Origin of the sequence: Fibrobacter sp. HC4 (assembly GCF_023373925.1) — a bacterium.
Taxonomy (GTDB): Bacteria; Fibrobacterota; Fibrobacteria; order Fibrobacterales; family Fibrobacteraceae; genus Fibrobacter.
This window is the reverse complement of sequence record NZ_JALCZV010000002.1, coordinates 99,344-122,328: the sequence shown is the minus strand read 5'-3', so window position 1 is coordinate 122,328 and position 22,985 is coordinate 99,344. Positions and strand designations below refer to the sequence as shown.

Here is a 22,985-nt window from a genome sequence, read left to right as displayed (position 1 = left end):
CAATTATAAAAAATTCCTTTTTTTATATTGTGGGCTATGAGCAAGCACCTCTACTTTTATAGCGATGCGTCGGAATGGGGCGGCCAGGAAATTCTTTCGGCCCGTATCGCCAACATTCTGGCAGAAAGTTACCAGGTGCATTTTTTCTTTTCCGCTCAAAAGTTTGATTCCGAGTTACACCCCTCCATTGAACGGATTCCCCTACCCTACCATTCCCAGGGACCATTCCCCATTGTTCGAGATAGGTTTTCGGGTAAGTCGGGCAAGGCCTTCAAACTTTTAAAAGAACATGGAGCAGGTTCCGCCAACTTTAGGCAGCTTATCATCTGCCCGGGCAACATAGAACGTTGTATTCCCGCCGTAGTTGCCGCCTCCAAACTCAATCTGGAATTGATTTCCTATTACCCCATGGCCTTCACCCAAAAGGAATCGCTGGCCAAGTTTGGAACACTCCGCGACAGGCTGGCATTGAAAGTCTATCCGAAGATTTCGAAATGGATCGTCAACACGCCTTACCAGGAACGTCTGCTCCGCAGATTTATTCCCAGTGAGACGCCTGTATTCCAGTTGCCCAACCCGCTGACCTACCAGGAAGACGCAGCCCCCAAAGCACCTTCCGAAGTAAGAAACATCGCAAACATCGGCAGACTATACTTCGGGCAAAAAGGTCAGGAGATCATCCCCCCGCTAGCAAGCCAGCTAAAAGAAAAAGGCGTTCATTTTCACGTCATCGGACAAGGCCCCGACAGGGACATTTTCAACAAGATGGTCCAGGACTGCGGAACATCTAACGTTGTTCATAATTACAGTTGGCTTTCCCCTAACGAGGTCAAGGAAAAACTTCAGAATCAAATGGACCTGCTGCTTGTAACGTCAAAGTTTGAAAGCGGTCCCATGGTGCTTTTCGAAGCCTTGCAATGCGGCATTCCCGTGTTAGCCGCCAACGAAGAATACGTCAAGGACTACAGGCTTCCCTGCTGGATGACCTACGACCCCGGCAACGTTCAGGACGCCGTCCAGAAGATCCTTGATTTGCCCCAGGCGTGGAATCAAAAAACCTTTGAAGAGGTCCGCCAATTCCTTTTTGCAGGCCGTAGAGACCAAGAGTTCCAACAACAGGTGTTGAACATCTTTTCTCAGATTTAAACAGCTCCCGATATTTATATATTAGGGCAATGAACTCTGTACACGTTGTCCTATGCACCTATAATGGCGAGCGCTATCTTGATGAAATGCTCCGTTCCATTGCATGGCAGACCCTTCCGGCAAAATCCGTCACCATTCTTGACGACGCCTCGTCTGACAGGACTTGCGAAATTGTAGAAAGCTATAGAGAAAAGCTCCCCCTCCATTTTTACAGAAATGAAACCAACACGGGGCACAGAGCCGCATTTTCGAAAGCGCTGGAATACGCTCGACAGCTTGTACAGCCGGGAGATTTCATCGCTCTCGCCGACCAGGACGACATCTGGAATCCAACCAAAAACGAAAAGTTGGTCCAGGGCATCGGCAGCAAGGCCCTTGCATTTGGAGACGCCCAGATCATAGACGGTCAAGGCAACAAGACTGCAGATTCCTGGCGCGCCCTCGCCCATATTAGCAAGGACTCCAACATTTGCCGCCAGGTTGCCGGCATCAACAACGTCACGGGAATGATTTCTCTTTTCAGAGTAGAATTGCTGAACGAGATCCTCCCCATTCCAGAAGGGGTCACCGTACACGACCGCTGGATCGCCATGATGGCCCTGAAGAACGGAGGCATTGTCGCCATCGATGAAACCGTCGCCAGCTACCGCATTCACGGAGGCAACGCCGTTGGAGGTGTCGCCACGCCTTGCATGAGCAAGACCCTGGCCACGGCAATTTCCTGGAACGAGACAATTATCGCCAACGCAGACCGACTCAAAATGAATGACGGGGAAATCAATTTCGCGAAAAAGCACCTGCGCTGGACTCAACACAAGACAGCTCACACAACCGCTTTCCGATTCCTCCCCTGGGTTTTTGCCCACAGAGATGACCTTTTCTTAAAGACATCTGCAGTCACCAGATTAAAGCAGATTCTCTTTAGCGCCCTTGGATTACCACTGGCTAAAAAACTTTTTGGGAAATCCTGATGGAAAAGCAGACTGCCATTATTTTGGTTACCTATAACGGATGGGCCTTGACCGAGGTCTGCCTTAAAGATTTGCTGCCCCTGGTTTCTGCCAACGATGCAGAAACTGCAGGTCATTTCGTCGTAGCCATCGCCGATAATGGAAGTTCCGACGGAACTGTAGAAAAAAACCGAGTCCACTTTCCATGGGTACACCTCTACCCGCAAAAAGGCAACCTGGGCTTTGGCGCCGCCAACAACGGGGCCATCAAGGGTCTCATCGCAGACGGCATAGAATTCGACGCCATCTGCCTTCTCAACAACGACACGCGATTCACTCCAGAAGCTATCGTGACGTTGCGAAAGAATCTTGACCAGGCTGCAGAAGTAGGCCACGAAGCGATCATCGCGCCTACAACGCTAAACGCAGACGGCAGCCGTCAGAACAATTTTTTTGCTGGACTGGGCCCCGACGGAATTGGAGCCATCCCGTTTTTCCTAAACGCCTTCCGCAGCGAATCAGGTGCCGCCCGCATTCTAGAGGGCACACCCGCCCCCGCCGACAAAAATGGTCTTCAGGAAGTCCACTGGGCAAGTGCCGTCTGCTGGATGCTGCACCGAGCCCTCTGGGAAACCGTCGGCGGGTTCGACGAAAAAATTTTCATGTACTACGAAGATGCGGATCTGGCCCTGCGATTCCGCAAACTGGGCGCACGCTTCTACATCGCACAGAACGCCCCCATCACCCACCTGGGTGGCGGCTCCGCAAGCAACAGCCTCAGTCGCGCCCTGCAGCATGACCGCTCCCAGCAATACATGTTCCGCAAGCATTTCGGACTCCGCGGACTTCTGCTTTCCAAGTTATTCCGCATGACCCGTAGCCTTGTCCGCATATTGACCGCCCTTCCCCGCTGTCTGGCAGGAGCCTCCGCCAAACAAAAGAGGGAATACCTCCGCCATCATTTAGCCTTGTTGAAGGAAGCCTTCAAATGAGAATCGTCGCCGCCCTTCTATTGTTAGCCGTTTATGCATCGGCTCATTTTACCATAGTCGATACGTCAAAAAATTACGAAGTCAATATACACGCCCAGCTGTTGGATTCCCTGGCAATTACCAATTACGAAAAAATTCCAGGTCAAGGCAACACCCCCACCCATTACGACAACGCCATGTCGGTGCGTCTGTTTTTGGATGGTCATTTTACAGACGCCTTCCAGTTCGCTGCCCGCGTAAAAGTCAGCACCGACTTTACCAACCGCGATATCGCCGACCATTTCTACAACCCCAACGAAGGCATTCCCTACAACAAGCAGAGCGACACCAAGCGTACCTGGGACCTGTTCGCCGCACACGCCAGCTACCAGCTTTCCGCCGTAACATTGCTTGGCGGTTTTGATTACCTGGACATGGGTCCCGCCCGTCGAAACCATGTGATTCTCCGCGGAGAACAGGCAAACTACCGCCCTTGGCAAGATAGCAGTAGCCGCATTAGCGACCCGGCCCCTACGCCCTATTTCGGTTATCAGTTTGAAGTGGGCCCTGTCGTATATTCCCAGTACGGCATGAAGCTTTTCGAGAAAAAAGGGAACGGCAAGTACCTTCACGTCCATCGTCTTGACCTGAACTTGCCGGCCAACATTACCTTGGGACTTTCCGAAACGGCCCTCTATGGAACCACAACAGAACCCGCAGGCTCCAACCCCAACCTGGATGCCGATAGCAGCGGCCGCGACTTTGAATGGTCCTACATGATTCCCTTTATCCCTTACGTTTTCCAGGAACATCTGCAGGGAGATCAAGACAACATCGGCCTAGCCTTTGATCTAAGCGTCAAGACCATTCCCCATTGGGAATTCTACGGCGAACTGCTTTGGGACGACATGAAGTCCCCCACCTCCATGTTTGATGATTCCTGGTGGGGCAATAAGTGGGCAGCCTCTGTTGGCATCGCCCGCGACAGCCTGCGTCTCGGCAAGACGCTCTGGAACTGGAATGGGGAATACACCCGCATCGAACCTTGGGTTTACACCCACCACAAAGGCGGCGCTTACACCTATGCCAGCTACGCCCAGAGCATGGGAACCGATCTTGGCCCCAACAGTCAGGAACTCTACACCGAAGTTAGCGGTCTCTACCGCGTAGAATCCGGTCTGCTGAAAGACGCCCTCATCCGCGGAACATTGCTTGCCAGCGCCGTTGCCAAGGATACCGCATTCGGCGGAAACATTACCGACATTCACACTCCCGAAAGCGCCATCGACAAAAAATACCTGAATGATGAAACCTCATTCAGGTATTACGAAGTAGGCGGCAAGCTGGAATTCTATCCCTTTAGGTGGATGAGCATCCGTGCCGGTTACTCACGATTCTTCGGAGATTACGAAGGCTACAGAACCTACGGATTCGGATCCATTCAGTGGTGATGCCCCTTCTTGGGAATAAATCCCACCAAAATCAATAAGGCAAGAACAGCGGCACAGCTGTAATCGAACCATCCCAGGCCATCACCATCCCCGTAGTGGCCATTTGCAGTTATGGTGCTAAGGAAGGTGTCCATCATGAACGTATCCACCAGCCATCCAAAGAAGAAGGCTCCGGCAGCAATGCTGATTAGGTAGGCAATCAAAGTACGCTTGCCAAAAGTCTTACCCACCACAACCATAGATGCAATGCTTGTTGCAGGACCAGCCATCAGCAACACCAAGGCAGCACCAGGAGGAAGTCCCTTTGCCATCAAGGCCAAAGCCAGAGGGATGGAGCCTGTGGAACAGGTGTACATGGGCATGGAGATCAACAGCATGGCAAACATGCAGAGGATGGGATACTCGCGAATTGACATGAACAATTCATTGGGAACGAAGGCAGCAATCAAGGCACCCAAAACCAAACCGACCAAAAGCCAGCGGGTAATTTCAGGCAATAAATCGCCGAAGCCGTACTTGAAAGTTTCCTTCAATTTTCCAACAAAACCGTTCGCCTTTTCAGAAGAGTGTTCATCGAGACAGCAACTGCAACCATGCACTTCTTCATGACCGCAGCAACACTTGCGTTCCTCATGTTCATCATGGTCGTGTTCGTGGCAGCAGCAACATTCGTGATTCTCATGCTCGTCGTGTTCCTTATGGTCGTGACCGCAACTGCCGCAGCCGCATTCACTTTTGGGAACCGCAATTTTCGAAAGGTCATCTTCAGCCTCGCCCCGCGTTACCAGATTGGTTAGCAGCCCGCCGAACATCGAAGAGACAAATGCAGCCACCGGATGGAGAATGGCAAAAGGCAGTCCCAGCAGAGAATAAGTCGCCAGAATGGAATCCACCCCAGTAGCAGGCGTAGAAATCAAGAAGCTGACGCTGGCACCCTTGCTAGCCCCTTCCTTACGTAGGGCAACAGCCGTAGGGATTACGCCACAACTACAAATAGGAAGCGGAATTCCAAATAGCGCCGAAAGCAGAACCGACTTGAAGTTAGGCTTACTTATCTTAGGCACATATAAGGATTTGGGAACCCACACGTGCAAAATTCCCGCCAATAGGAACCCTAAAAGCAGGAAGGGCGCCATTTCGGCAAAGAGTTCTATTAATGCAGAAAGAAATATTGTTACGTATTCCATGATATTATTCCTCTTTTCAAGATTCAATAGTTGAACAACCTTTCAATCTTTAAGAGAAAGAAAAACAGCCTTCGCCGTTAATCTTCATCCTCCATGACATGGGCCATGCCCTGATTGAAAATCATCTTAACGTGTTCATCGGCCAGGGAGTAATAGACAACGCTCCCTTCCTTACGGCACTTCACCAGATTAGACTGTTTTAAAATTCGAAGCTGATGGGAAATGGAAGACTTGGTCATATTCAGCAAGACCGAAATATCGCTGACGCACATTTCCGGGCGACAGTCATTCCCATGGCATTTGCTAATTCCTTTCTTGTGGGAAGCCATATGGACTTCGGCACGCATCAAGGCGCAAAGAATCTTGACGCGGGTAAAATCACTGAAAATCTTGAAGATATCCGCCAGATCCATAAGGTTTTCATCCTCAGGCATCATAGGACGAATAGCATTCACCACTTCTTCGTGAATGCAGCTACAGTCGGTTCCTTCTAATTCGATTTCAGCCATTGTTACCTCAAGGATCTCAGTTCAACCAAACAAGCAGTTGAACAATCATTCAACTACCAATATAAAAAGTTAAACGTTTCCCTGCAAGTGGTCCACATTATTTTTCATAAAAAAAGACCACGCCTTGGCGCGGTCCCTTTAAAAATTCGCTGTACAATCCAGCTATCCAAACAAGGCCCTTATTTCTTCGTCGGTCTTAACCGCCAAAGCCTTAGTCTTCCATTCAGAGTCCAGCATCTTACGAGCCATGTCTGCAATGACAGTGGTATGGGCCATTGCAGACTCCGCCGGAGACAACAGCACGCACATGAACTTCGCCTTTTCACCACCGCGGATTTCAACATCCGTCAGACCCTCGGGGCAAACTACGAAAGCCATCAACGGTTCAGCTAGTCCCGGCACACGAGTATGAGGCAAGAGCAAGCCCTCCCCCATATACACGCCCTGCTTCACACGATCCACAAGCCCCTTCCATGTCGCATTAGCATCAAAGGAGCAGGGACCATGTACAAGAGCATCATAAGCGAAACCCAAGGCTCGGCCAAAGGTTTCTTCTGCTGCATAAAATTTTGTATAAACAAGAGCCATGGGCTATGCCAGTGCCTTATCCATAAATTCGAAGACTTCCGGTTCGGTGACCTTGGCGATCTTCTTGAATTCACCGAACAGCACGCGGAGCTGAGCCTTACCCGGTTCGATGTACTGTTCAAACTTCTGGATTCCCTTAACCTTAGAGAGGAAGCAATAAGCACCCATGGCCTGCATCACGCGCTGGAGGCTTGCATGGATAAAGGCTTCCCAGGCATCTTCCTGTGTATAGGTCTTGGTTTCGCGGAACATGGTGCGCCAGTATTCAAAGAAGTCCTTGATTTCGTTCAGAGACAGGCTCACGTAAGGATCCCACAGGAGGCTAGCCAGATCATAGAACATGGAACCGCGACGGGCGCCCTGATAATCTACGAAGGCAACTTCAGAATCGGGCTTCACCATAATGTTCTGGCTCTGGAAGTCGCGATGCAAAAGTACCTTGGGCTGAGCATTCACAGAAATGGCCAGCACAGAGTAGAAGTTCAACACCGACTGAGGAATTTCCTGAATTCCCTTATGAGCCTTCAGGAAGTTTTCGGTAAAGTAGTCGGTTTCCCACTTGAGGGCGGCAAAGTCAAAACGACGGAGCCAAAGGTCGGAGCGGGAACTGAACAGGGAGCGAGAAACTTCCTGCCACTTGACGAGAGCGTCAATCACCACCGGATACAGGATGCGGACGTTGCCGGATTTGTTCTGACCAGACGGAAGAATTTCATCCAGCAGGTTGTGTGCGCCCAGATCTTCCTGCAACACAGAGCAACTTGCTTCGTCCACAAAATACACGCGAGGCACCGGCAGACCGAATTCACGGAAGGCGGCGGAATAATCTACAAAGCGCTTAAAGTCGTCATCTACAGATGCGGAAACCTGAAGTACACAGGACTTATCGCCACTGGCAATGCGGTAGTACTTGCGGCCCGAACCGGCACCGGCAATGGTTGTAATTTCAAAATCCGCGGCATAGCCGTGAGCCAAAAGAAAATCTTTAACTGCAGAAGAGACAATTTCGTTATTCATAGTACGGAATATATATAAAATTAGCGGTCAAGGTACCGCAATCTTTATTACGAGAACTTAATTCTCGGGTCTACCAAAGTATAAAGGATATCGCTGAACAGGCGGCCCACCATGGCCATTAGACTGCTCAGGAAAATAATCCCCATAACCACATTGTAGTCACGGTTTACCATGGAATTGTAATAGAGCAATCCCATGCCATCGATATCAAAAACTTTTTCGATCAAGAGCGCTCCGGCAAACATAAGGGTGCAGATTTCGCTCAGGCGGGTGGCAATGGGAATCAAGGCGTTGCGCAGAGCGTGGCGTACCAGAGCCTGGTTGAAACTCATGCCCTTGGCCAGGGCAGTTCGCATGTAGTCACGGCCCAGCTCCTCCAAGGCGGAGTTTTTCATGAGAAAGGTCAAGAAGGCGAATTCACTGATCATATAACAGAAAATAGGTAGCACCAGATGGTGAGCCAGATCCGCTAACTTTTCGAAGAACGTGAAATCTTCAAATTCGTCTGATGTCAAACCGCCCAGGGGGAAAATATCCAGGTAAGAACCGCCGGCCAAAAAGATAATCAGCAAAATACCAAGGGCATAACCGGGCATCACATAGCCCGAAAAAATCACGCCGCTGCTAAAGGTATCCAACTTGCTTCCATGATGAACCGCTTTCCACAGTCCCAACGGAATACAAATCAAGTAGCTTAAGAAGAATGACGTAAAACCAAAGAAAAGAGAAATGGGGAAACGGCTAGTGATTACGTCCCACACAGGAAGACCGTAAGTATAACTGTTCCCTAGATCCAAATGAAGTACGTTCCAGAGCCAGGTCAGGTACCGCTGCCAGGCCGGCTTGTCGAAACCGAAATAAGCCTGAATCTGGGCAATCTGATCTGGAGAAAGAGCCTTCGACGCATCTACCCCACCCTTCATGGCAGCAGCCTGCTGGGCACGGGAAATCATTTCTTCTACCGGGCCACCGGGCAACAGCTGAATCAGGATAAAGCACACCAATGAAATCCCGATAAGAGTCGGGATCATCAGCAGCAAACGTCGAAGGATATAAGAACGCATATTAGCGACGAGGTGATAGCGGAAAGGTTAAAGAACTTAGCTAGGCGGCTACGCCGCTCTTCATCAACGAGGCTTAGCCTCGCATTATTCTTCTATAAACTTTATCCTTTAACCTTTAAGCTGATTAACGCATCTTACCGGAGCGGAGGACGTCCATCATGTTGAAGGGTTTTGCAGTGCCAGCGGCAATCTGTTCGGCCAGGAAGTTCACGGCGTCCACAGTACCTTCGGCGTAAATCTTACGGCCGCACACATTGTGCTGGAATTCGAAGTGGACGGTACCGTCTTCGCTGTCCAGGCTATAGGTGTGGAATGCGTGGCCGCCCAGGTATTCTTCAGGCACGCCCATACGTTCCATCTGGCTCTTTTCGTCACGAACCTTTTCGATATCGTCCGGAGTGTATTCAAAGCCCATCTTCTGGAAGGAGCCAACCACGGCGCGTGCAGTACCACTGGTGTCAGCCTTAGTCTTCTGATGGCTTTCAACCACAGAAAGCTTGTAGCCGCTGAATGCGGTGGGGAATTCATTGGCCAGCCATTCGATCATGGTCTGGAAGGCCACAATCTGCTTGCTCATGTTGGGAGCAATCACGCTGGGGTGATTAGCTTCGGCAACAAGCTTGGTCAAAGCTTCGCGGTCACCACCGGTGGTGCCCATGACAAACGGAATCTTGTGCTTGACATAGAAAGCGGCGTTGTCGTTCACGGCGGTGGGATGAGTGTAGTCCACGCAAATCAGGTTGGGGTACTTAGCAAGAACTTCACCGATGCGTTCTTCGCGGTTGCTGGGTTTCAAGAGCTGAACGGTCTTGCCAGCCACGACCGATTCATTTTCAACGATGATTTCGCCAGTGAGGGAATAGGGAACCAGTTCCAGGCCACGCTTGACGCAGGTTTCGGCCACGATCTTGCCCATGTTACCCGGAATACCATTTACCATTACTTGAACGGACATAAAAAACTCCTGTAATTATTTACAGGAGACAAGATAGAAAAAATATTTTTTTAGAAATTCTTTCGCTGTTTGAAAACGACCAGATGTTCCTTGGCTCGGGTAGCCCCCACCAAAATCAGATTGGCATTGCTATGAGGCGCGCCAGGGTCATTCTTGGACGGTTCTAGATCCGCCAAAATAACCACCCGCTTATCCAAGCCCTTATAGCGGTAGGCCGACACCATGTTTATGGCAAGACTGTTCAAAGAATCGCTCACATCGCTCCACTGGAATACATCATCGTTCAACGACGCCAGGCCGGAATGATTTTTGCTTCTCAATGAAACAACCAGAATGTCCTTAGGTTCGACACCCTTCTTTTTCAGATCCAGAACCACCTTCCGCAACATTTCAACCTGGTCTTCGGGCTTGTCATATAGGCGAACATCTACCTCACGGCCAGGCACAGTATCTTCGTAACAAGGGATACGGATATCCGTTACGTCATGAACCCAGTTCAAAATTTTCTTGGTGCTGCGGAAGCCTCGCTTAAGAACCATTACAGGCATGGCATTAATGGCAGCATTCCCCAGAACCTCGCGGCCTTTGTACAAAGTCTGTTTGGAATCATAGAAGAATCGCACAATCCCCTTTTCTGGATCCTTCAACAGAAGCAAAGCCGTATCAAGCCAATCGTTGGCGAAGTCCTGTCCTTCATCAACAATCAGGGCATCAAAAAAGCGATTCTTCTTGCAACGTAATTTTTCCAGAGCCTCCTTAAAGAAGACCGACATGGATTCAAAATATTCAGCCTTCTCCTTAGCATCATCCGGTTCCTTGCGGGCAACACCCTTGACCTTGGCCAAGCGCACATATTTAGCCGCCAACTTATGGAATCCAGACATCACCACCTGCGATTCATCTAGGCCAGCCTCCACAAAATTTTGCTGCATGTGTTCCGCCAGCAAATCATTGTAGCAAAGAACCACAACCCGCTTCCCTTCGCGAGCCAGGCGGGTCGCCTCCCACTGCACCAACAACGACTTTCCAGAACCAGCCACACCCTCGATACGCATGCGCGGGTTACGAACAATGGACTCCATCAGCATTTCCTGAATTTCCGTCGGGCGCACACGGGCTTCTGCCTGCATATCCCAAAGTTCCGGCCAGGAAGGTTCATCAAAGCAACCCAGGAACGAAACCAGCCTGTCAAAATTTTCATCCGAAAGTTCATCATTGGGGAAGGGATTTCCTCCCCGAGATTCTTCCTTCATTTCCAGGATTTTCTTGACCTTACGTTCCAAAGTATTGTAGCTTTTCAGGTCCGACTTTAAAATCGCGCGTTTAGGTTGCATGGCATTGCTGCCAATTTTTCCAACGCTATCCATATCCGCAAAACAAACGGCCCACTGCACACGAACCCGGTGATAGCCAGCCCCTTCATCCTTGGGGAACATACCGCTAAAATGATCATGAAGTGGATAAATCAAGGACTGCACTTGTTGAACGGGAGAACGTTCCATCACGCGGTTTCCCTGCTTCCACATAAAACCGTTTTCGGAACCCTGCGACTCTTCCGTAGAAATCTGGCCGTCCTTGCATTCAATCAGGAGCATCCCATACTTCTTGTGGTAAAGGATGCAGTCCACTTCGCGGTCCACATCATTACCCCGGCCTCTCACGGCAAAATTCAGGTGAACATTCATCCACACATTCCATTTTTCATCCAAGCAGGAGGCCATATCGAAAATGGCCATTTCGGAACGTGAGGTAGATTCAGTAGACAAGCGCTTACGAATAGTAGACATAAAAAAATCCTTCTTTACAAGGAATATAATATCATAAATAAAAAACGCATACTTTTAAATAAATAGAAAAGAAATCATCCAGAACGGATGATTCCTAAAAAGCGAAGGCAACCCTTTTAAATATGCCCCGGAATAACCTCTAACAATCGAGATTTCAGCATCTCGTAACGAAGCCGTTTTTCTTCCTTGGCAAAATGAACCTCACGAGACTGCAATGCATTACCCTCATAGCAAAGCTTTTCACTGCCGAACTGTTCGCTGGTCAAGTCAAAAACACGGTCTCCAATTACATTATAGCAGTGGACACCACCTTCCGGCCGGAGAATGCCATACACATCCCCTCCCAAAAGATCTTGCACTAAAAATGCCGTAATAGAACACTGTCCGCAGGTTTTGTTTTCGCAGGACCATTTTTGACGAAGGCGGGGTGCGCAAGTTTCAACACACCAGATTCCGGAAAGCAGGTCGTAAAGGCGCCGCACTTTTTCTGGAGCACCTTCCCAACCATAAAACTTGTAGGATTTATTCAACATGGCAAACCTTTACAAGGCCAACTTGTAAATTTCCATGGTAGCGGCAGCATCCAGATCCATATAGCCCTTAAGAACGTCGCCCTTCAACTTATGAAGGCGTTCGTTGAGCAATTCCAGGTTGGGATTTTCTATGCCAAGTTGTGCGAAAGTCACAGGCATATGGAGCTTGTCGTGGAACCAGGTCTTGAGGGCAAGAGCACCCGCCATTGCATCGGCAGCAACGTCTCCGGAGTCGGCAACGCCTAAAACACGATGAGCCAGTTGGGCAACCTTGTGAGGGTTGTGGGTTGCACCGTACTGCAGGAACGCCGGGAAAATCACAGCAAGGCCTGCGCCGTGAGTCACATCGTACTCTGCAGAAATTTCATGTTCCATGGCGTGGCTGTTCCAGTCTTCCACGCGGCCGATGGAACAAGTATCGTTATGGGCGATAGTAGCGCTCCACATGATGTTAGCGCGGGCTTCGTAATTCTGCGGGTCGGCAATAAGCTTTTCCGCATTTTCCATAATGGCAAGGAGCATGCCTTCGGCAAGGCGGTCGCCAATCTGCACGTCAGGAGTGTTGCTCAGGTAACGTTCCAGAATGTGGGCCATCATATCGCTGACGCCGCTGGCTGTCTGCCATTCCGGCAAAGTCATAGTCAATTCAGGATTCATCACCGCAAACTTCGGGCGAAGAATCATGGGATAGCGGATACCCACCTTCACCTTGGTGGTGGTATTGGTAATCACAGAATTGCCGGAGCCTTCGGAACCTGCAGCAGGAATAGTCAGCACCACGCCAATAGGCAATGCGCGACTGACCGTAGCCTTCTTCTTTCCGTTCACCATTTCATAAAGATCCCAGAAGTCACCTTCGTAATGGTAACCCACAGCCATAGCCTTGGCCGTATCGATTACGGAACCGCCACCTACGGGCAGCAAAAGTCCGGCTTAAATTCACGGGCAATTTTCAAGCCTTCACGAACCTTGGTATCAATAGGGTTCGGCTGCACGCCACCCATTTCTGTAAAGGCAATTCCTGCAGCGGTCAATGCACTTTTCACACGGTCCAAAAGACCGGAGCGCACCACGCTGCCCCCACCGTAAATAATCATCACGCGGCTAGCGCCATGCTTAAGGCAAAGCTCCCCTACCTGGGATTCTGTGGAACGACCGAAAACAAATTCTGTAGGACTATAGAAAGTAAAGTTGTTCATGGAAAGGAAATATAAGTTTTCATTTCTAACAATGAAGCTAAAAAACTTCTATTTCCTCAATTTCCTACCAGCAATAAAATTTTTCACAAGACTTGATAAGATCATCCAAAAACCATAATCAAGCAGGCCCAAAAAAGCAAGCCATTTAATGGGCGAAATTAAAAAGGCTATGGCAATAAGGGTACCGCCAACAAGAGGCACTCCAGACGAATAATGTCCGCTTTTCTTGCTAGAAATCAAGGCACCATAGGTCATCACCAAGAAGAACAGACCTAATCCGCCAATCACCATTGTCAAAGCCCACTGATTCATTGCAAAAAAATAATTAAATCAAGGTTTCCTGGTTATAAAATTTTCCTTCATAAGCTCTGTGACCCGCCGCAAAAGCCATTTTCCGCAAAAATGGACTCCCAAAAGGCAAACCAAGCTAATTTGGAGCCCATTTCATTACTTTGTATTCAACAAACATAATAAAGTTTGTTCAAAAATAGGCTCCAAAATGGACAACAATGAAAAAAAGGAGTCCATTCAAAACTTAGACAACACGGTAATCCGCCATTTTCGCGTTAGTTTGTCTAAAAACATGGACTCCAAATCCGATAAACCAATTAAAATGGAGTCCAAAAATTCGAAAAAACGAAACAAATACAAGAAATGCGACCCCATAGGAGCCGCATTTCAAATGTCACTAGATCCTTCGCTAACGCTCAGAGCCTGCCCTGAGCTTGTCGAAGGGATGACACAAGCAGGTAATTTCACAAGAACATTCAAACATCAAAAATGCCGAGACATAAATCTCGACATTTTTCTATTCGCTAGACGAGTTTAATCAAGACCATCCTTAGAACGAATGAGCATAATCGCAGGAATCTCAATCAGGTTCAAAAAGGAGCGTCCCCATGAAGCATGGCGGGCAAGGCCTCCGTAATAAGGATTTCCAGATGCATCATAACACCGGTCCCATCCTATAACGTTAACACAGCCCGCAAGGAAGCCCTTTAAATCAGGCCCCGATAAATAATCACTATTTGGATCATATTTCTGCCAATACAAATCAATGGATCTAGCGCCTATTAATTTACCAGCAATGTTATTGGAACATTCGTGGACTCGGCCATAACGGTCTCGTACGCAAGAGGCTAGAAAACCTTCGTAAACCACGCATTCATCAGCTTTAGGATCTATAGAGCAGGCTAGGCCCGCCCTAATCACCATCAAATCCTGCCTGGCAATATCCTCCAGTTCGCTCTTGCTAGAACAAGATACAAGCAAAGAAACCAGAACAACCAATAAAAAGCGTTTTTTCATGGTTTATTACACCTTCAGTTCGCCAGCGTCGATATTATCCCAATCGGCGATTGCGTCGATAGCCGGGCGGACTTCTTCGGTCACGAACTTCACGACCTGACCAGGAGCGCGGCCAACGAACTTGCGGAGATCGAGGATTTCCTTCAGCTTTTCGACCGTGATGCCCAGCTTCTGGAGCTTTTCGTTCTTGAGGACGCGTTCCAGAAGATCGTTATCCTTACCCTGTTCCTTAACGACGCGGCCAGCTTCCTGAGACATCACGCGGATTTCTTCGTGGAGTTCCTGACGGTCGCCGCCATTCTTCACACCTTCCATGATGATGTTTTCGGTAGCCATGAACGGGAGTTCAGCCATGATGCGCTTTTCGATAACCTTGGGGTAAACCACCAGGCCGTTGGTCACGTTTTCAGCGATGATGAGCATTGCATCCATAGCGAGGAATGCTTCAGGAATGGCGAGACGCTTGTTGGCGGAATCGTCCAGAGTACGTTCGAACCACTGGGTAGCCTGAGTAATGGCGGTGCTGTTCACCTGGGCCATGACGAAACGGGCCAGAGAGCAGATACGTTCGGAACGCATGGGGTTACGCTTGTAAGCCATGGCAGAGGAACCGATCTGGGTCTTTTCGAACGGTTCTTCCACTTCCTTAACGCCCTGCATGAGGCGCATGTCGGTTGCAAACTTGTGGAGGGACTGAGCGATGGAGCTGAGCACCTGGTTTACGCGGTTGTCCCACTTACGGGTGTAGGTCTGACCGGTGATGGTGAGCACGCGCTTGAAGCCAGCCTTGGCGGTAACGCGGCGGTCCAGTTCCATAATCTTTTCTTCATCGCCGTTGAACAGGTCCATGAAGGAAGCCTGGGTACCGGTGGTGCCCTTAACGCCGCGGAACGGAAGAACTTCGATGAGGAAGTTGACTTCTTCCAGGTCGATGAGCAAATCCTGGAGCCAGAGGCAAGCGCGCTTACCAACGGTAGTGAGCTGAGCTGCCTGGAAGTGAGTTGCACCCAGCTGAGCCATGTCCTTGTATTCCATGGCAAACTTGGAAAGCTTATCCATAACGCGGCAGAGGCGCTTACGGACGATGATCAAAGCCTGCTGCATCTGGATGAGGTCGGTGTTGTCACCAACGAAAGCGGAAGTTGCACCCAGGTGGATGATGCCCTTGGCCTTGGGGCACTGCACACCGTAAGCGTAAACGTGGCTCATCACGTCGTGACGGCGGCGCTTTTCTTCGGCTTCGGCAACGTCAAAGTTGATATCGGTAGCGTGAGCCTTCAGTTCGTCCACCTGTTCCTGGGTAATGGGCAGGCCAAGTTCCTTTTCGGATTCGGCCAGGTAGATCCACAGCTTGCGCCAAGTCTGGAACTTGTACTGCGGGCTGAAGATGAAACTCATTTCCTTAGAAGCATAGCGCTGAATCAGCGGGCTTTCGAATTGATCACGCATGTTTTATCCTTTGGGTTGTCCCCGTTAAATTTACGGGGTAAAATGTAGAAATTAAAACGTTCAAATCCTATACCAGCGCTTCACTTATGCAATGCAAAATTAGAATCGCATATAAACCTAAAAACAACTTACCAAGTACATTTTCAAAACGCAGAAATTAAACGTTCAAATAAAAACGTCTAACTCATTGAGGAGCAAGACGTTAGAAATAAATCCATATTTTTAGGGAATTTTCTGCTATCCTTTCTGCAAATTTTCAATATCTTCGCGACTCAGGTAAGTTCGTTGTTCCAAACCATCAACAATTGTATTTGATATATTTGTTCGCAAAATTTAGGAGGAAACATGTTCAGAATTTTCGCTGCACTCGTTCTTATTGCGTTCATTTTTTGCGGTTGCTTTACCCCAAGTCGCACGGCACCTTCTGTCAAGGAATACTCCATGCAAAACATGGGCAGGTCCTTCGTCACCAGCAGAACCGTGCATATTCCCACCCCGCTTCCGTTCAAATATGAATTCGGCGGTGCTTGGGATATTCGGTTCAATATATTTGACCTAGACCGGGAAGTATCTGCCTTTACTGTAAAAAAAGACAACAAGATTATCGCTATCCGAGGGGCCCGTAAGGACTACTTCGCCCAGGATACCACATTCACCTCCCCCTTTGACGTAAGCGACGAAGAATTTGCCCTATACTACTTGAACTGGGATATGGATTACTGGAAGAATCTCATCGATCAAACTGAGCAAGAAATAGCAAAACGTCTGTTGCAAAACGACTCGGTTCTCTCCACAATAGGAATATCAACAAGAAAGACAAGCGGAGAAAGTAAGACCAGCCAAGAATTATTTTTTGAACTCAGCGACCGTTTCTCAGTTACGGGTCACGGAGCACTTAGCCCTAACGAAAAGATGAACGTCGTTCAATCGTTATTCGGCAATGCGGGCAATGAAATGATCCCCATCTTAAACCAGGGTTCAGCCGCTTTACAAAAAAGAGGCCACATGATTAGCTACACCGCAAGTGAAGCAACCTACAATGCAGAGAAGAAATACGGTACCATCAGCCGATCCCTTCCCGATAGCAAGACCTGCACATTGGCAAGCGTGCAGGCAAACAATTACATCTATATGATTACAGGCACAACATCCTCCGACGACAGCGACGACATGTGCGAAGTTATCGCCGACATCTGGGAAGACCGAGCTGAATTTTAGTATTTTAACTTTCTAGAAAAACACGGAGTTTTACTCATGATTCAAGAAATGTTAGCCTTCAATAAAGAGTTTGTCGCAAGCAAGGGCTACGAGAAATTCACCACCAGTAAATATCCCGACAAGAAGATTGCCATCGTCACCTGCATGGACACACGCCTAGTGGAACTGCTCCCTGCAGCGCTAGGCATCAAGAACGGTGACGTGAAGATGATCAAGAATGCCGGCGGCACCATTACCAATCCTTTCGATAGTACCGTCCGAAGCCTGCTGGTAGCCATCTACGAGCTGGGCGTCAACGAAATCATGATTATCGGCCACACCGGCTGCGGCGTGCAGGGCATGGACGCCCAGGAAATGCTCCACCTGATGAAGGAACGTGGTGTAGACGAAGAGCACATCAGCCTCATGCGTCATTGCGGTATCGATCTGGATTCCTGGCTGCACGGATTTGAAGATACGGAAGCAGCAGTTCTCGAAACAGTTGACTTGGTAAAGAACCATCCCCTGGTTCCCAAGGACATCGTGGTCCGAGGCTACATCATGGAATCCGAAACAGGTGCGCTAAAATCACTTTAACGCACCCCAAAACGTCGACTTAAGTCAATTTTCTCTTTTTTCAAAATCTGAGGTTATATTATTGACATCTAATGATTTTGAAGGAGAAAATCATGACTGTTGTAAATATTGACGGGAAAATCGAGAATAACAATCTCAGCATTATCCTATCCGGTAAGGTTGATTCATCCAACGCAGGCGATGCAGAAAAACAGGTGATGGAACTACTCGGAGACAACTCCCCTACAGCAGCCACCATTGACGCAGAAAAACTGGAATACATTTCTTCTGCAGGTCTGCGTATCCTTCTCAAGCTTAAAAAGAAAATTCCCACAGTTACAGTCATCAACGTTACCAGCGAAGTGTACGACATCTTTGAAGTGACTGGTTTTACAGAAATTCTGGACGTTCAAAAGGCCTATCGATGCGTAAGTATCGAGGGTTGTCCGGAAATCGGCCGCGGCGCTTATGGCACAGTCTATCGTCTGAGCGAAGATTCCATTGTCAAGGTCTACAGGGTTGAAGGCGCCAACTCCATTGACATCATCAAGCGCGAACAGGAAAACGCCCGCAAGGCATTTGTCTACGGTATGCCCACAGCCATCAGCTACGACATCGTCAAGGTTGGCAATGATATGGGCGTGGTTTATGAAATGCTAGACGCCCAGACCGTGGGTTCCTACATTACCGAGCATCCCGAAGAATTTGACCAGCGTATCCAGCAGATTGCGGACTTGGCCCGCAGCATTCACGCCACCGTCGTAAAGAACAACGAATTCCAGAGTTTCAAGGAATTTATTATCGGCGAAATGGAACACGTCAGAAAGTGGGTCAACGAGGAACAGTTCCAGCAAATCCTGGATACAATCGCCGCCTTTCCCGACCCGTCCACATTGCTCCACGGTGATTTCCACCCCAAGAACACCTTGATCCGCAATGGTGAAATTGAACTGATTGACATGGGCGACGTCAGAGTGGGCCACCCCATCTTTGAGTTCAGCAGCATGTGCATGCTGGACACCCTTCTCAAGAACAACCCCCAGATGCAGCCCTGGCAATTCATGGGAACCGACGAAGCCACGGCTTCAAAGGTTTGGCCCGCATTTATCAAGAGCTACCTGGGAGACAAGTTCAATCCCCAGACCGCTGAACTGCTAATCAAGGCAGCCCAGATCGGTATGTTGATCAAGGTTCTCCCCAGCATTGCGGCAAGAGTCAATGCGGCACCCGAACCCAGACCCGAAAGTATCGCCATGCTGACTTCCAGGATTGAAACCCTGTTAGCCATCAAGCCCGAAATGATCGCCGGCCTGTTCAAGCAGGTTGACGCCTTGCTCCAGAACTAAATTTCGGAAACCAGCTCTTCCATTCCCTTTCGAACGGAATGGCGGGGGCTGGGGCCACCTTCTGCAGGATCGGCATAGCCGATATCCAATAGGCAGCTCAACTTCAAATTTTCAGGCAATTCAAAAGCCCGTGCAATTTCCACGGCATTGAATCCTCGTGCCCACAAAGTATTCAGACCCAGTTCCGTGGCCTGCATCATCATTGTCGTGGTTACAATGCTGGCATCCATATCGCCGCATTCGTGTTCGTCGTTGTAATTTAGGGCGCGGTAACACAAGTCCTTGTCGTAACAAACCATAAGAACAACCGGGGCGTTGTAGGCCATGCGGGTAATTCCGCGGAGTTTTTCCAGCGACTGGGCAGACTTTACAACGAAAATCTTCAATGGTTGATGATTCATCGCCGTAGGAGCCAGACGCCCAGCTTCCAAAATCTGCAGAAGCTTTTCTTCTTCAACATTCTTGTCACAAAATTTGCGGCAACTGTAGCGATTTTTCACCAAATCCAAAAATTCCATAGAAGAAACCTCTCTTTTTTTGGTGAATATAACCTTTTTCTTCTAATTATCAGCCTTTAATCGCATTTGGAATAGCATTTTTCAAAAAAAAATCGCACTATTTTTTTACAAGCTCTATTTATATTTGGAGTGTGCTGTTTTACAGTTTGCATAATCAAGGATTACCGTAAATGAAAAAACTGGTTCTATTCTCAAAGAAATCGAAAGTTGACAAGACGCTCCAGAGCATCCTTGTCGAAAATTTCGACAGCCAGTTTTTAACTACAGAATCGGGCAATGGCATCTGGGGAACGCTGACCGAAACGAATCCGGACATCATCCTAATCATGTCGGACGCCGCCACAGACAACGATTACAGTCTGCTAAAGGCGATCCAATCCAAAAAGACTTTGCTTCCGGCATCCGTTATCGTGGTCACCCCCAAGACTCCGTCCGACAAGGAATTCAAGTGCCTGGATTACGGTGTACTGGACTTTATCAGTGCCCCTTACAGCAAGCAGCTAATCGTCAACCGACTTGAAAAGCTGACCAACGTCAAGGAATCCATCCATCTGCAGGAACTGGAGTACATTCTAAAGCGACTCCCCTCCAACATCTTCTTGAAGGATGCCGAAGGCAAGTACGTGTTCTGCACCCATTACTGGCACCACCTTCACGGCGCCGACGAACCGGGCTGGACGATCCGCGGAAAGACCGACGTGGAAATCCGTAAGGACAAAGAAAACGCCAAGATGGCCATGGAAAAGGACAAGGAGATTATCCGTACCGGCAAGGGCGCCCATTACGTCATCGAGGTAAACGCAGACGGAATCCAGGAATTCCTCGAGATTATCAAGGAACCCGTCCACGACGACAAGGGCAACATTTACGGCATCGTGGCCCTGATCAACAACGTGACGGAACAGGAAAAGCTTAAACGCCAGCTGCACCGTCTGGCCATTACCGACGAACTGACCGGCCTATACAACCGAACTTACCTGAACGAAATTCTAGGAACGATCGCTACCGACGACAAGTTGCCGCTGGGATTCATATCGGCAGACTGCAATTACCTGAAGCAGGTAAACGATTATTACGGACATCTGATCGGCGATGAATACATCCGACTTGTGGGCGTGCTGTTCAAGATGGTTCTCCCCGAAGACGCCATGTTCTTCAGAATGGGCGGCGACGAATTCCTGGCAATCATCCCGAGAACTACGGAACCTCAGTTGCTAAACTACATTCTGCACCTGAAGTCCAAGGCCCAGATGCTACAAATTCGCGGACGACGCTTCAGCGTTGCCTTCGGCTACTCCTGCATGACTTCCAAGAACGACGACATCATAAAGTATTTGGAAAGGGCCGACCACGAAATGTACACGGACAAGGCCGAAAAAAAACGTAAAGACGACTAACGACAAAGGCCGACAGTAAGCCGGCCTTAAATCATTTTCGGTTAGTTTCATTTTCGGTTAATTCTCGTCTAACCAACGCTGCAAGATAATCTGGGCTGCAAGCTGGTCAATAACCGCCTTGCTCTTTTGTTTTTTCTTCTTGCTGAAATGTGCGGTACAAGCCTGGGCCTGCACGCTGGAATAGGATTCATCCTGAGTGTAGACAGGCATACCCGGGAAACGTTCCTTGAGATCCTGCACAAACTTTTCGACCACAACGTTCTTGCCATTGGCACGACCATCGGGATGGTACGGCATACCGACCACAAAGGCGTTCACCTTGTTTTCCTTGACAAGAGCATCTAGACGGACCCACAAGTTTGTGGTCTTCTGGTCGATAGTTTCGCGGGCGAAAGCAAACTTCAGTTCGGAATCGGCAAAAGCGACTCCCACACGATGTTCGCCATAATCCAGGGCAAGATAGTTCATGATCGTAAATCCACTACTCGTGGATGATAACGTTATCAAGCTGCTTATTGCAGACCGTGACTCCGTTCCAGAGGACAGCATTCTCGATTGTGCAATTTTCGACAACGCAACCGTCGCCAACCGCCACGTTAGGACCGATGGTGCAATTGGTCAGCTTGGCATCCTTGCCAATATAGCAGGGAGCAATAACCTTCACGTCGTCTCTTATAAAGTCAGCGGAATTGTCATTGCGGTTCAACACGTGAGCATTGGTTTCGAGCAGGGTTTCTGCCAGACCGCAATCCAACCACTTGCTTACAGGTGCAGTACGGAAACGGCAACCCTTCTGGATCATCATTTCAAGGGCGTCGGTCAGCTGGAATTCGTTCTTGGTACGAATATCGTTGTCCATCAGATACTTGAGGGATTCCTTAAGAACCTTGGTATCCTTGATGTAATAGATGCCCACAATGGCTTCATCAGAAACGAATTCCTGGGGTTTTTCGACCAGGCGTTCAATACGACCTTCGGCATCAGTCACGGCCACGCCAAAGCGACGGGGATCTTCCACCTTGAAGGTGTAGAGGATGTTTTCGTCAGCCTGTTCCAGCACAGAAAGATCGGCCTCAAAAAGAGTATCGCCCAAAATAATCAGGAGCGGCTCATCGTCGCCAACAAAAGGAAGAGCCAAACTGATGGCTTCACCCAGGCCCTGGGGGTTATTCTGGACGACAGTACGGGTTTTACCCCATGCGGAACGTTCTGCAAGGAATGAATCAACAGTTTCAGCCTTGTAACCAGTGATAAAAATGGTTTCGGCAGGCTTCAAAAACAATGAGTCTTCAACAATCCAGTCCAAAATAGTCTTGCCGGCCACCGGAAGCAAACACTTCGGCAGATTTTCGGTATAAGGACGCAGACGCAGTCCATTGCCAGCAACAGGGAGAACAATCTTCATTAAAAATCCGTGTGAAACAAATTTGAAAAGTTAGTCTCTAAAAGATAGCTTTTTTGACAAGATATAAATTTTGTAATACTAATATCATACTATAAAATGTAATTCTTTGGATTTTTTATAAAAAAACGTGTAATAAAAAATTCTAACCATAAAAAAAGACCTCCCTTTCGAGAGGTCTTTTAGTGGATGATGCAGGGGTCGAACCTGCGACCCGCTGATTAAGAGTCAGCTGCTCTACCAACTGAGCTAATCATCCAGATCGTTATGCCTTGCGGCTATGTAAAGCAAAAGACGAAGTTTCAAAGTTCATGATTCGTTTTCACGAAAGATGCTTATCTTTGCCTGTCGCTTTTAGTGGATGATGCAGGGGTCGAACCTGCGACCCGCTGATTAAGAGTCAGCTGCTCTACCAACTGAGCTAATCATCCATAG

The 22,985-nt window shown here is 48.7% G+C and carries 22 protein-coding genes, 2 tRNA genes and 1 pseudogene; 8 read left to right on the top strand and 17 right to left on the bottom strand.

Translation table 11 applies throughout. The annotated features are described in order from the left end of the window. Window positions 1-36: 36 nt before the first annotated feature. Genes MMG03_RS01775 through MMG03_RS01760 form a run of 4 tightly spaced genes read left to right on the top strand, consistent with a single transcriptional unit; the run spans window position 37 to window position 4,518 of the window. Window positions 37-1,146 carry a glycosyltransferase gene (locus tag MMG03_RS01775; protein WP_249505491.1) on the top strand — a complete coding sequence of 370 codons (1,110 nt, stop codon included), beginning with the start codon at window positions 37-39 and terminating at the stop codon, window positions 1,144-1,146. Between the two features lie 29 nt (window positions 1,147-1,175). Beyond that, window positions 1,176-2,117 carry a glycosyltransferase gene (locus MMG03_RS01770; protein WP_112131776.1) on the top strand — a complete coding sequence of 314 codons (942 nt, stop codon included), beginning with the start codon at window positions 1,176-1,178 and terminating at the stop codon, window positions 2,115-2,117. Continuing rightward, window positions 2,117-3,088 (top strand): glycosyltransferase family 2 protein, encoded by a 972-nt coding sequence (locus MMG03_RS01765; protein ID WP_249505490.1) that lies wholly within the window; start codon window positions 2,117-2,119, stop codon window positions 3,086-3,088. The genes MMG03_RS01770 and MMG03_RS01765 overlap by 1 nt, the downstream gene beginning before the upstream one ends. Further along, on the top strand, window positions 3,085-4,518 hold the full coding sequence (locus MMG03_RS01760) for a hypothetical protein (RefSeq protein WP_249505489.1): 1,434 nt from the start codon (window positions 3,085-3,087) through the stop codon (window positions 4,516-4,518). Before MMG03_RS01765 ends, MMG03_RS01760 begins: the two co-directional genes overlap by 4 nt. On the opposite strand, the gene MMG03_RS01755 is transcribed toward MMG03_RS01760, so the two are convergent. From MMG03_RS01755 to purB, 12 genes and pseudogenes are all read right to left on the bottom strand, one after another. Then, on the bottom strand, window positions 4,509-5,705 hold the full coding sequence (locus tag MMG03_RS01755; RefSeq protein ID WP_249505488.1) for an SO_0444 family Cu/Zn efflux transporter: 1,197 nt from the start codon (window positions 5,703-5,705) through the stop codon (window positions 4,509-4,511). The two genes, MMG03_RS01760 and MMG03_RS01755, sit on opposite strands and share 10 nt — an antisense overlap. Window positions 5,706-5,782: 77 nt before the next feature. After that, the gene (locus MMG03_RS01750; RefSeq protein ID WP_073235204.1) at window positions 5,783-6,214 is read right to left on the bottom strand and encodes a metalloregulator ArsR/SmtB family transcription factor; all 432 of its coding nucleotides are present in this window, start codon (window positions 6,212-6,214) and stop codon (window positions 5,783-5,785) included. 162 nt (window positions 6,215-6,376) lie between these two features. Beyond that, entirely contained in the window at window positions 6,377-6,802 is a 426-nt protein-coding gene (locus MMG03_RS01745; protein ID WP_073160610.1) for a PTS sugar transporter subunit IIA, read from the bottom strand. Window positions 6,803-6,805: 3 nt separating this feature from the next. Continuing rightward, window positions 6,806-7,819 carry an aminoglycoside phosphotransferase family protein gene (locus tag MMG03_RS01740; protein WP_249505487.1) on the bottom strand — a complete coding sequence of 338 codons (1,014 nt, stop codon included), beginning with the start codon at window positions 7,817-7,819 and terminating at the stop codon, window positions 6,806-6,808. 47 nt (window positions 7,820-7,866) lie between these two features. Beyond that, complete coding sequence (locus MMG03_RS01735; RefSeq protein ID WP_073160606.1) at window positions 7,867-8,883, bottom strand: ABC transporter permease subunit; 1,017 nt, start codon at window positions 8,881-8,883, stop codon at window positions 7,867-7,869. A gap of 124 nt (window positions 8,884-9,007) precedes the next feature. Further along, complete coding sequence (gene dapB, locus MMG03_RS01730; RefSeq protein WP_073284038.1) at window positions 9,008-9,838, bottom strand: dihydrodipicolinate reductase; 831 nt, start codon at window positions 9,836-9,838, stop codon at window positions 9,008-9,010. Between the two features lie 50 nt (window positions 9,839-9,888). Then, window positions 9,889-11,625: a DNA/RNA helicase domain-containing protein gene (locus MMG03_RS01725; protein ID WP_249505486.1), complete on the bottom strand. Its 1,737-nt coding sequence runs from the start codon at window positions 11,623-11,625 to the stop codon at window positions 9,889-9,891. Between the two features lie 116 nt (window positions 11,626-11,741). Next, on the bottom strand, window positions 11,742-12,158 hold the full coding sequence (locus MMG03_RS01720) for a hypothetical protein (RefSeq protein WP_073284032.1): 417 nt from the start codon (window positions 12,156-12,158) through the stop codon (window positions 11,742-11,744). Window positions 12,159-12,167: 9 nt separating this feature from the next. Further along, window positions 12,168-13,357: pseudogene (locus MMG03_RS01715) on the bottom strand (iron-containing alcohol dehydrogenase). A gap of 48 nt (window positions 13,358-13,405) precedes the next feature. Then, window positions 13,406-13,669, bottom strand: a complete 264-nt coding sequence (locus MMG03_RS01705; RefSeq protein WP_249505483.1) for a hypothetical protein — start codon at window positions 13,667-13,669, stop codon at window positions 13,406-13,408. A 513-nt stretch (window positions 13,670-14,182) separates the two neighbouring features. Then, entirely contained in the window at window positions 14,183-14,665 is a 483-nt protein-coding gene (locus tag MMG03_RS01700) for a hypothetical protein (RefSeq protein WP_249505482.1), read from the bottom strand. A 6-nt stretch (window positions 14,666-14,671) separates the two neighbouring features. Next, complete coding sequence (gene purB / locus MMG03_RS01695) at window positions 14,672-16,114, bottom strand: adenylosuccinate lyase (protein WP_249505481.1); 1,443 nt, start codon at window positions 16,112-16,114, stop codon at window positions 14,672-14,674. A 345-nt stretch (window positions 16,115-16,459) separates the two neighbouring features. Between purB and MMG03_RS01690 the strand changes: the two genes are divergently transcribed. The 3 genes from MMG03_RS01690 to MMG03_RS01680 all read left to right on the top strand — a co-directional run bounded on the left by MMG03_RS01690 (window position 16,460) and on the right by MMG03_RS01680 (window position 19,233). Beyond that, window positions 16,460-17,332, top strand: a complete 873-nt coding sequence (locus MMG03_RS01690; protein WP_249505480.1) for a hypothetical protein — start codon at window positions 16,460-16,462, stop codon at window positions 17,330-17,332. A gap of 36 nt (window positions 17,333-17,368) precedes the next feature. Continuing rightward, a complete protein-coding gene (locus MMG03_RS01685; protein ID WP_249505479.1) occupies window positions 17,369-17,908 on the top strand; it encodes a carbonic anhydrase in 540 nt (179 codons plus the stop codon). A gap of 92 nt (window positions 17,909-18,000) precedes the next feature. Further along, entirely contained in the window at window positions 18,001-19,233 is a 1,233-nt protein-coding gene (locus tag MMG03_RS01680) for a phosphotransferase (protein ID WP_249505478.1), read from the top strand. On the opposite strand, the gene MMG03_RS01675 is transcribed toward MMG03_RS01680, so the two are convergent. After that, on the bottom strand, window positions 19,230-19,751 hold the full coding sequence (locus MMG03_RS01675; RefSeq protein WP_073235172.1) for a nitroreductase family protein: 522 nt from the start codon (window positions 19,749-19,751) through the stop codon (window positions 19,230-19,232). The genes MMG03_RS01680 and MMG03_RS01675 overlap by 4 nt on opposite strands. 170 nt (window positions 19,752-19,921) lie before the next feature. On the opposite strand from MMG03_RS01675, the gene MMG03_RS01670 reads away from it, so the two are divergent. Continuing rightward, window positions 19,922-21,148: a diguanylate cyclase domain-containing protein gene (locus tag MMG03_RS01670; RefSeq protein ID WP_249269276.1), complete on the top strand. Its 1,227-nt coding sequence runs from the start codon at window positions 19,922-19,924 to the stop codon at window positions 21,146-21,148. 57 nt (window positions 21,149-21,205) lie between these two features. Here MMG03_RS01670 and ruvX read toward each other — a convergent pair whose 3' ends face one another. The 4 genes from ruvX to MMG03_RS01650 all read right to left on the bottom strand — a co-directional run bounded on the left by ruvX (window position 21,206) and on the right by MMG03_RS01650 (window position 22,981). Then, window positions 21,206-21,616, bottom strand: coding sequence for a Holliday junction resolvase RuvX (gene ruvX / locus MMG03_RS01665; RefSeq protein ID WP_073160572.1), 411 nt, complete (start codon window positions 21,614-21,616; stop codon window positions 21,206-21,208). A 13-nt stretch (window positions 21,617-21,629) separates the two neighbouring features. Next, the gene (locus MMG03_RS01660) at window positions 21,630-22,553 is read right to left on the bottom strand and encodes a sugar nucleotidyltransferase (protein WP_073235169.1); all 924 of its coding nucleotides are present in this window, start codon (window positions 22,551-22,553) and stop codon (window positions 21,630-21,632) included. Window positions 22,554-22,736: 183 nt separating this feature from the next. Beyond that, window positions 22,737-22,809: transfer RNA gene (locus tag MMG03_RS01655), tRNA-Lys, on the bottom strand. A 99-nt stretch (window positions 22,810-22,908) separates the two neighbouring features. After that, window positions 22,909-22,981, bottom strand: a tRNA-Lys gene (locus tag MMG03_RS01650). Window positions 22,982-22,985 lie beyond the last annotated feature (4 nt).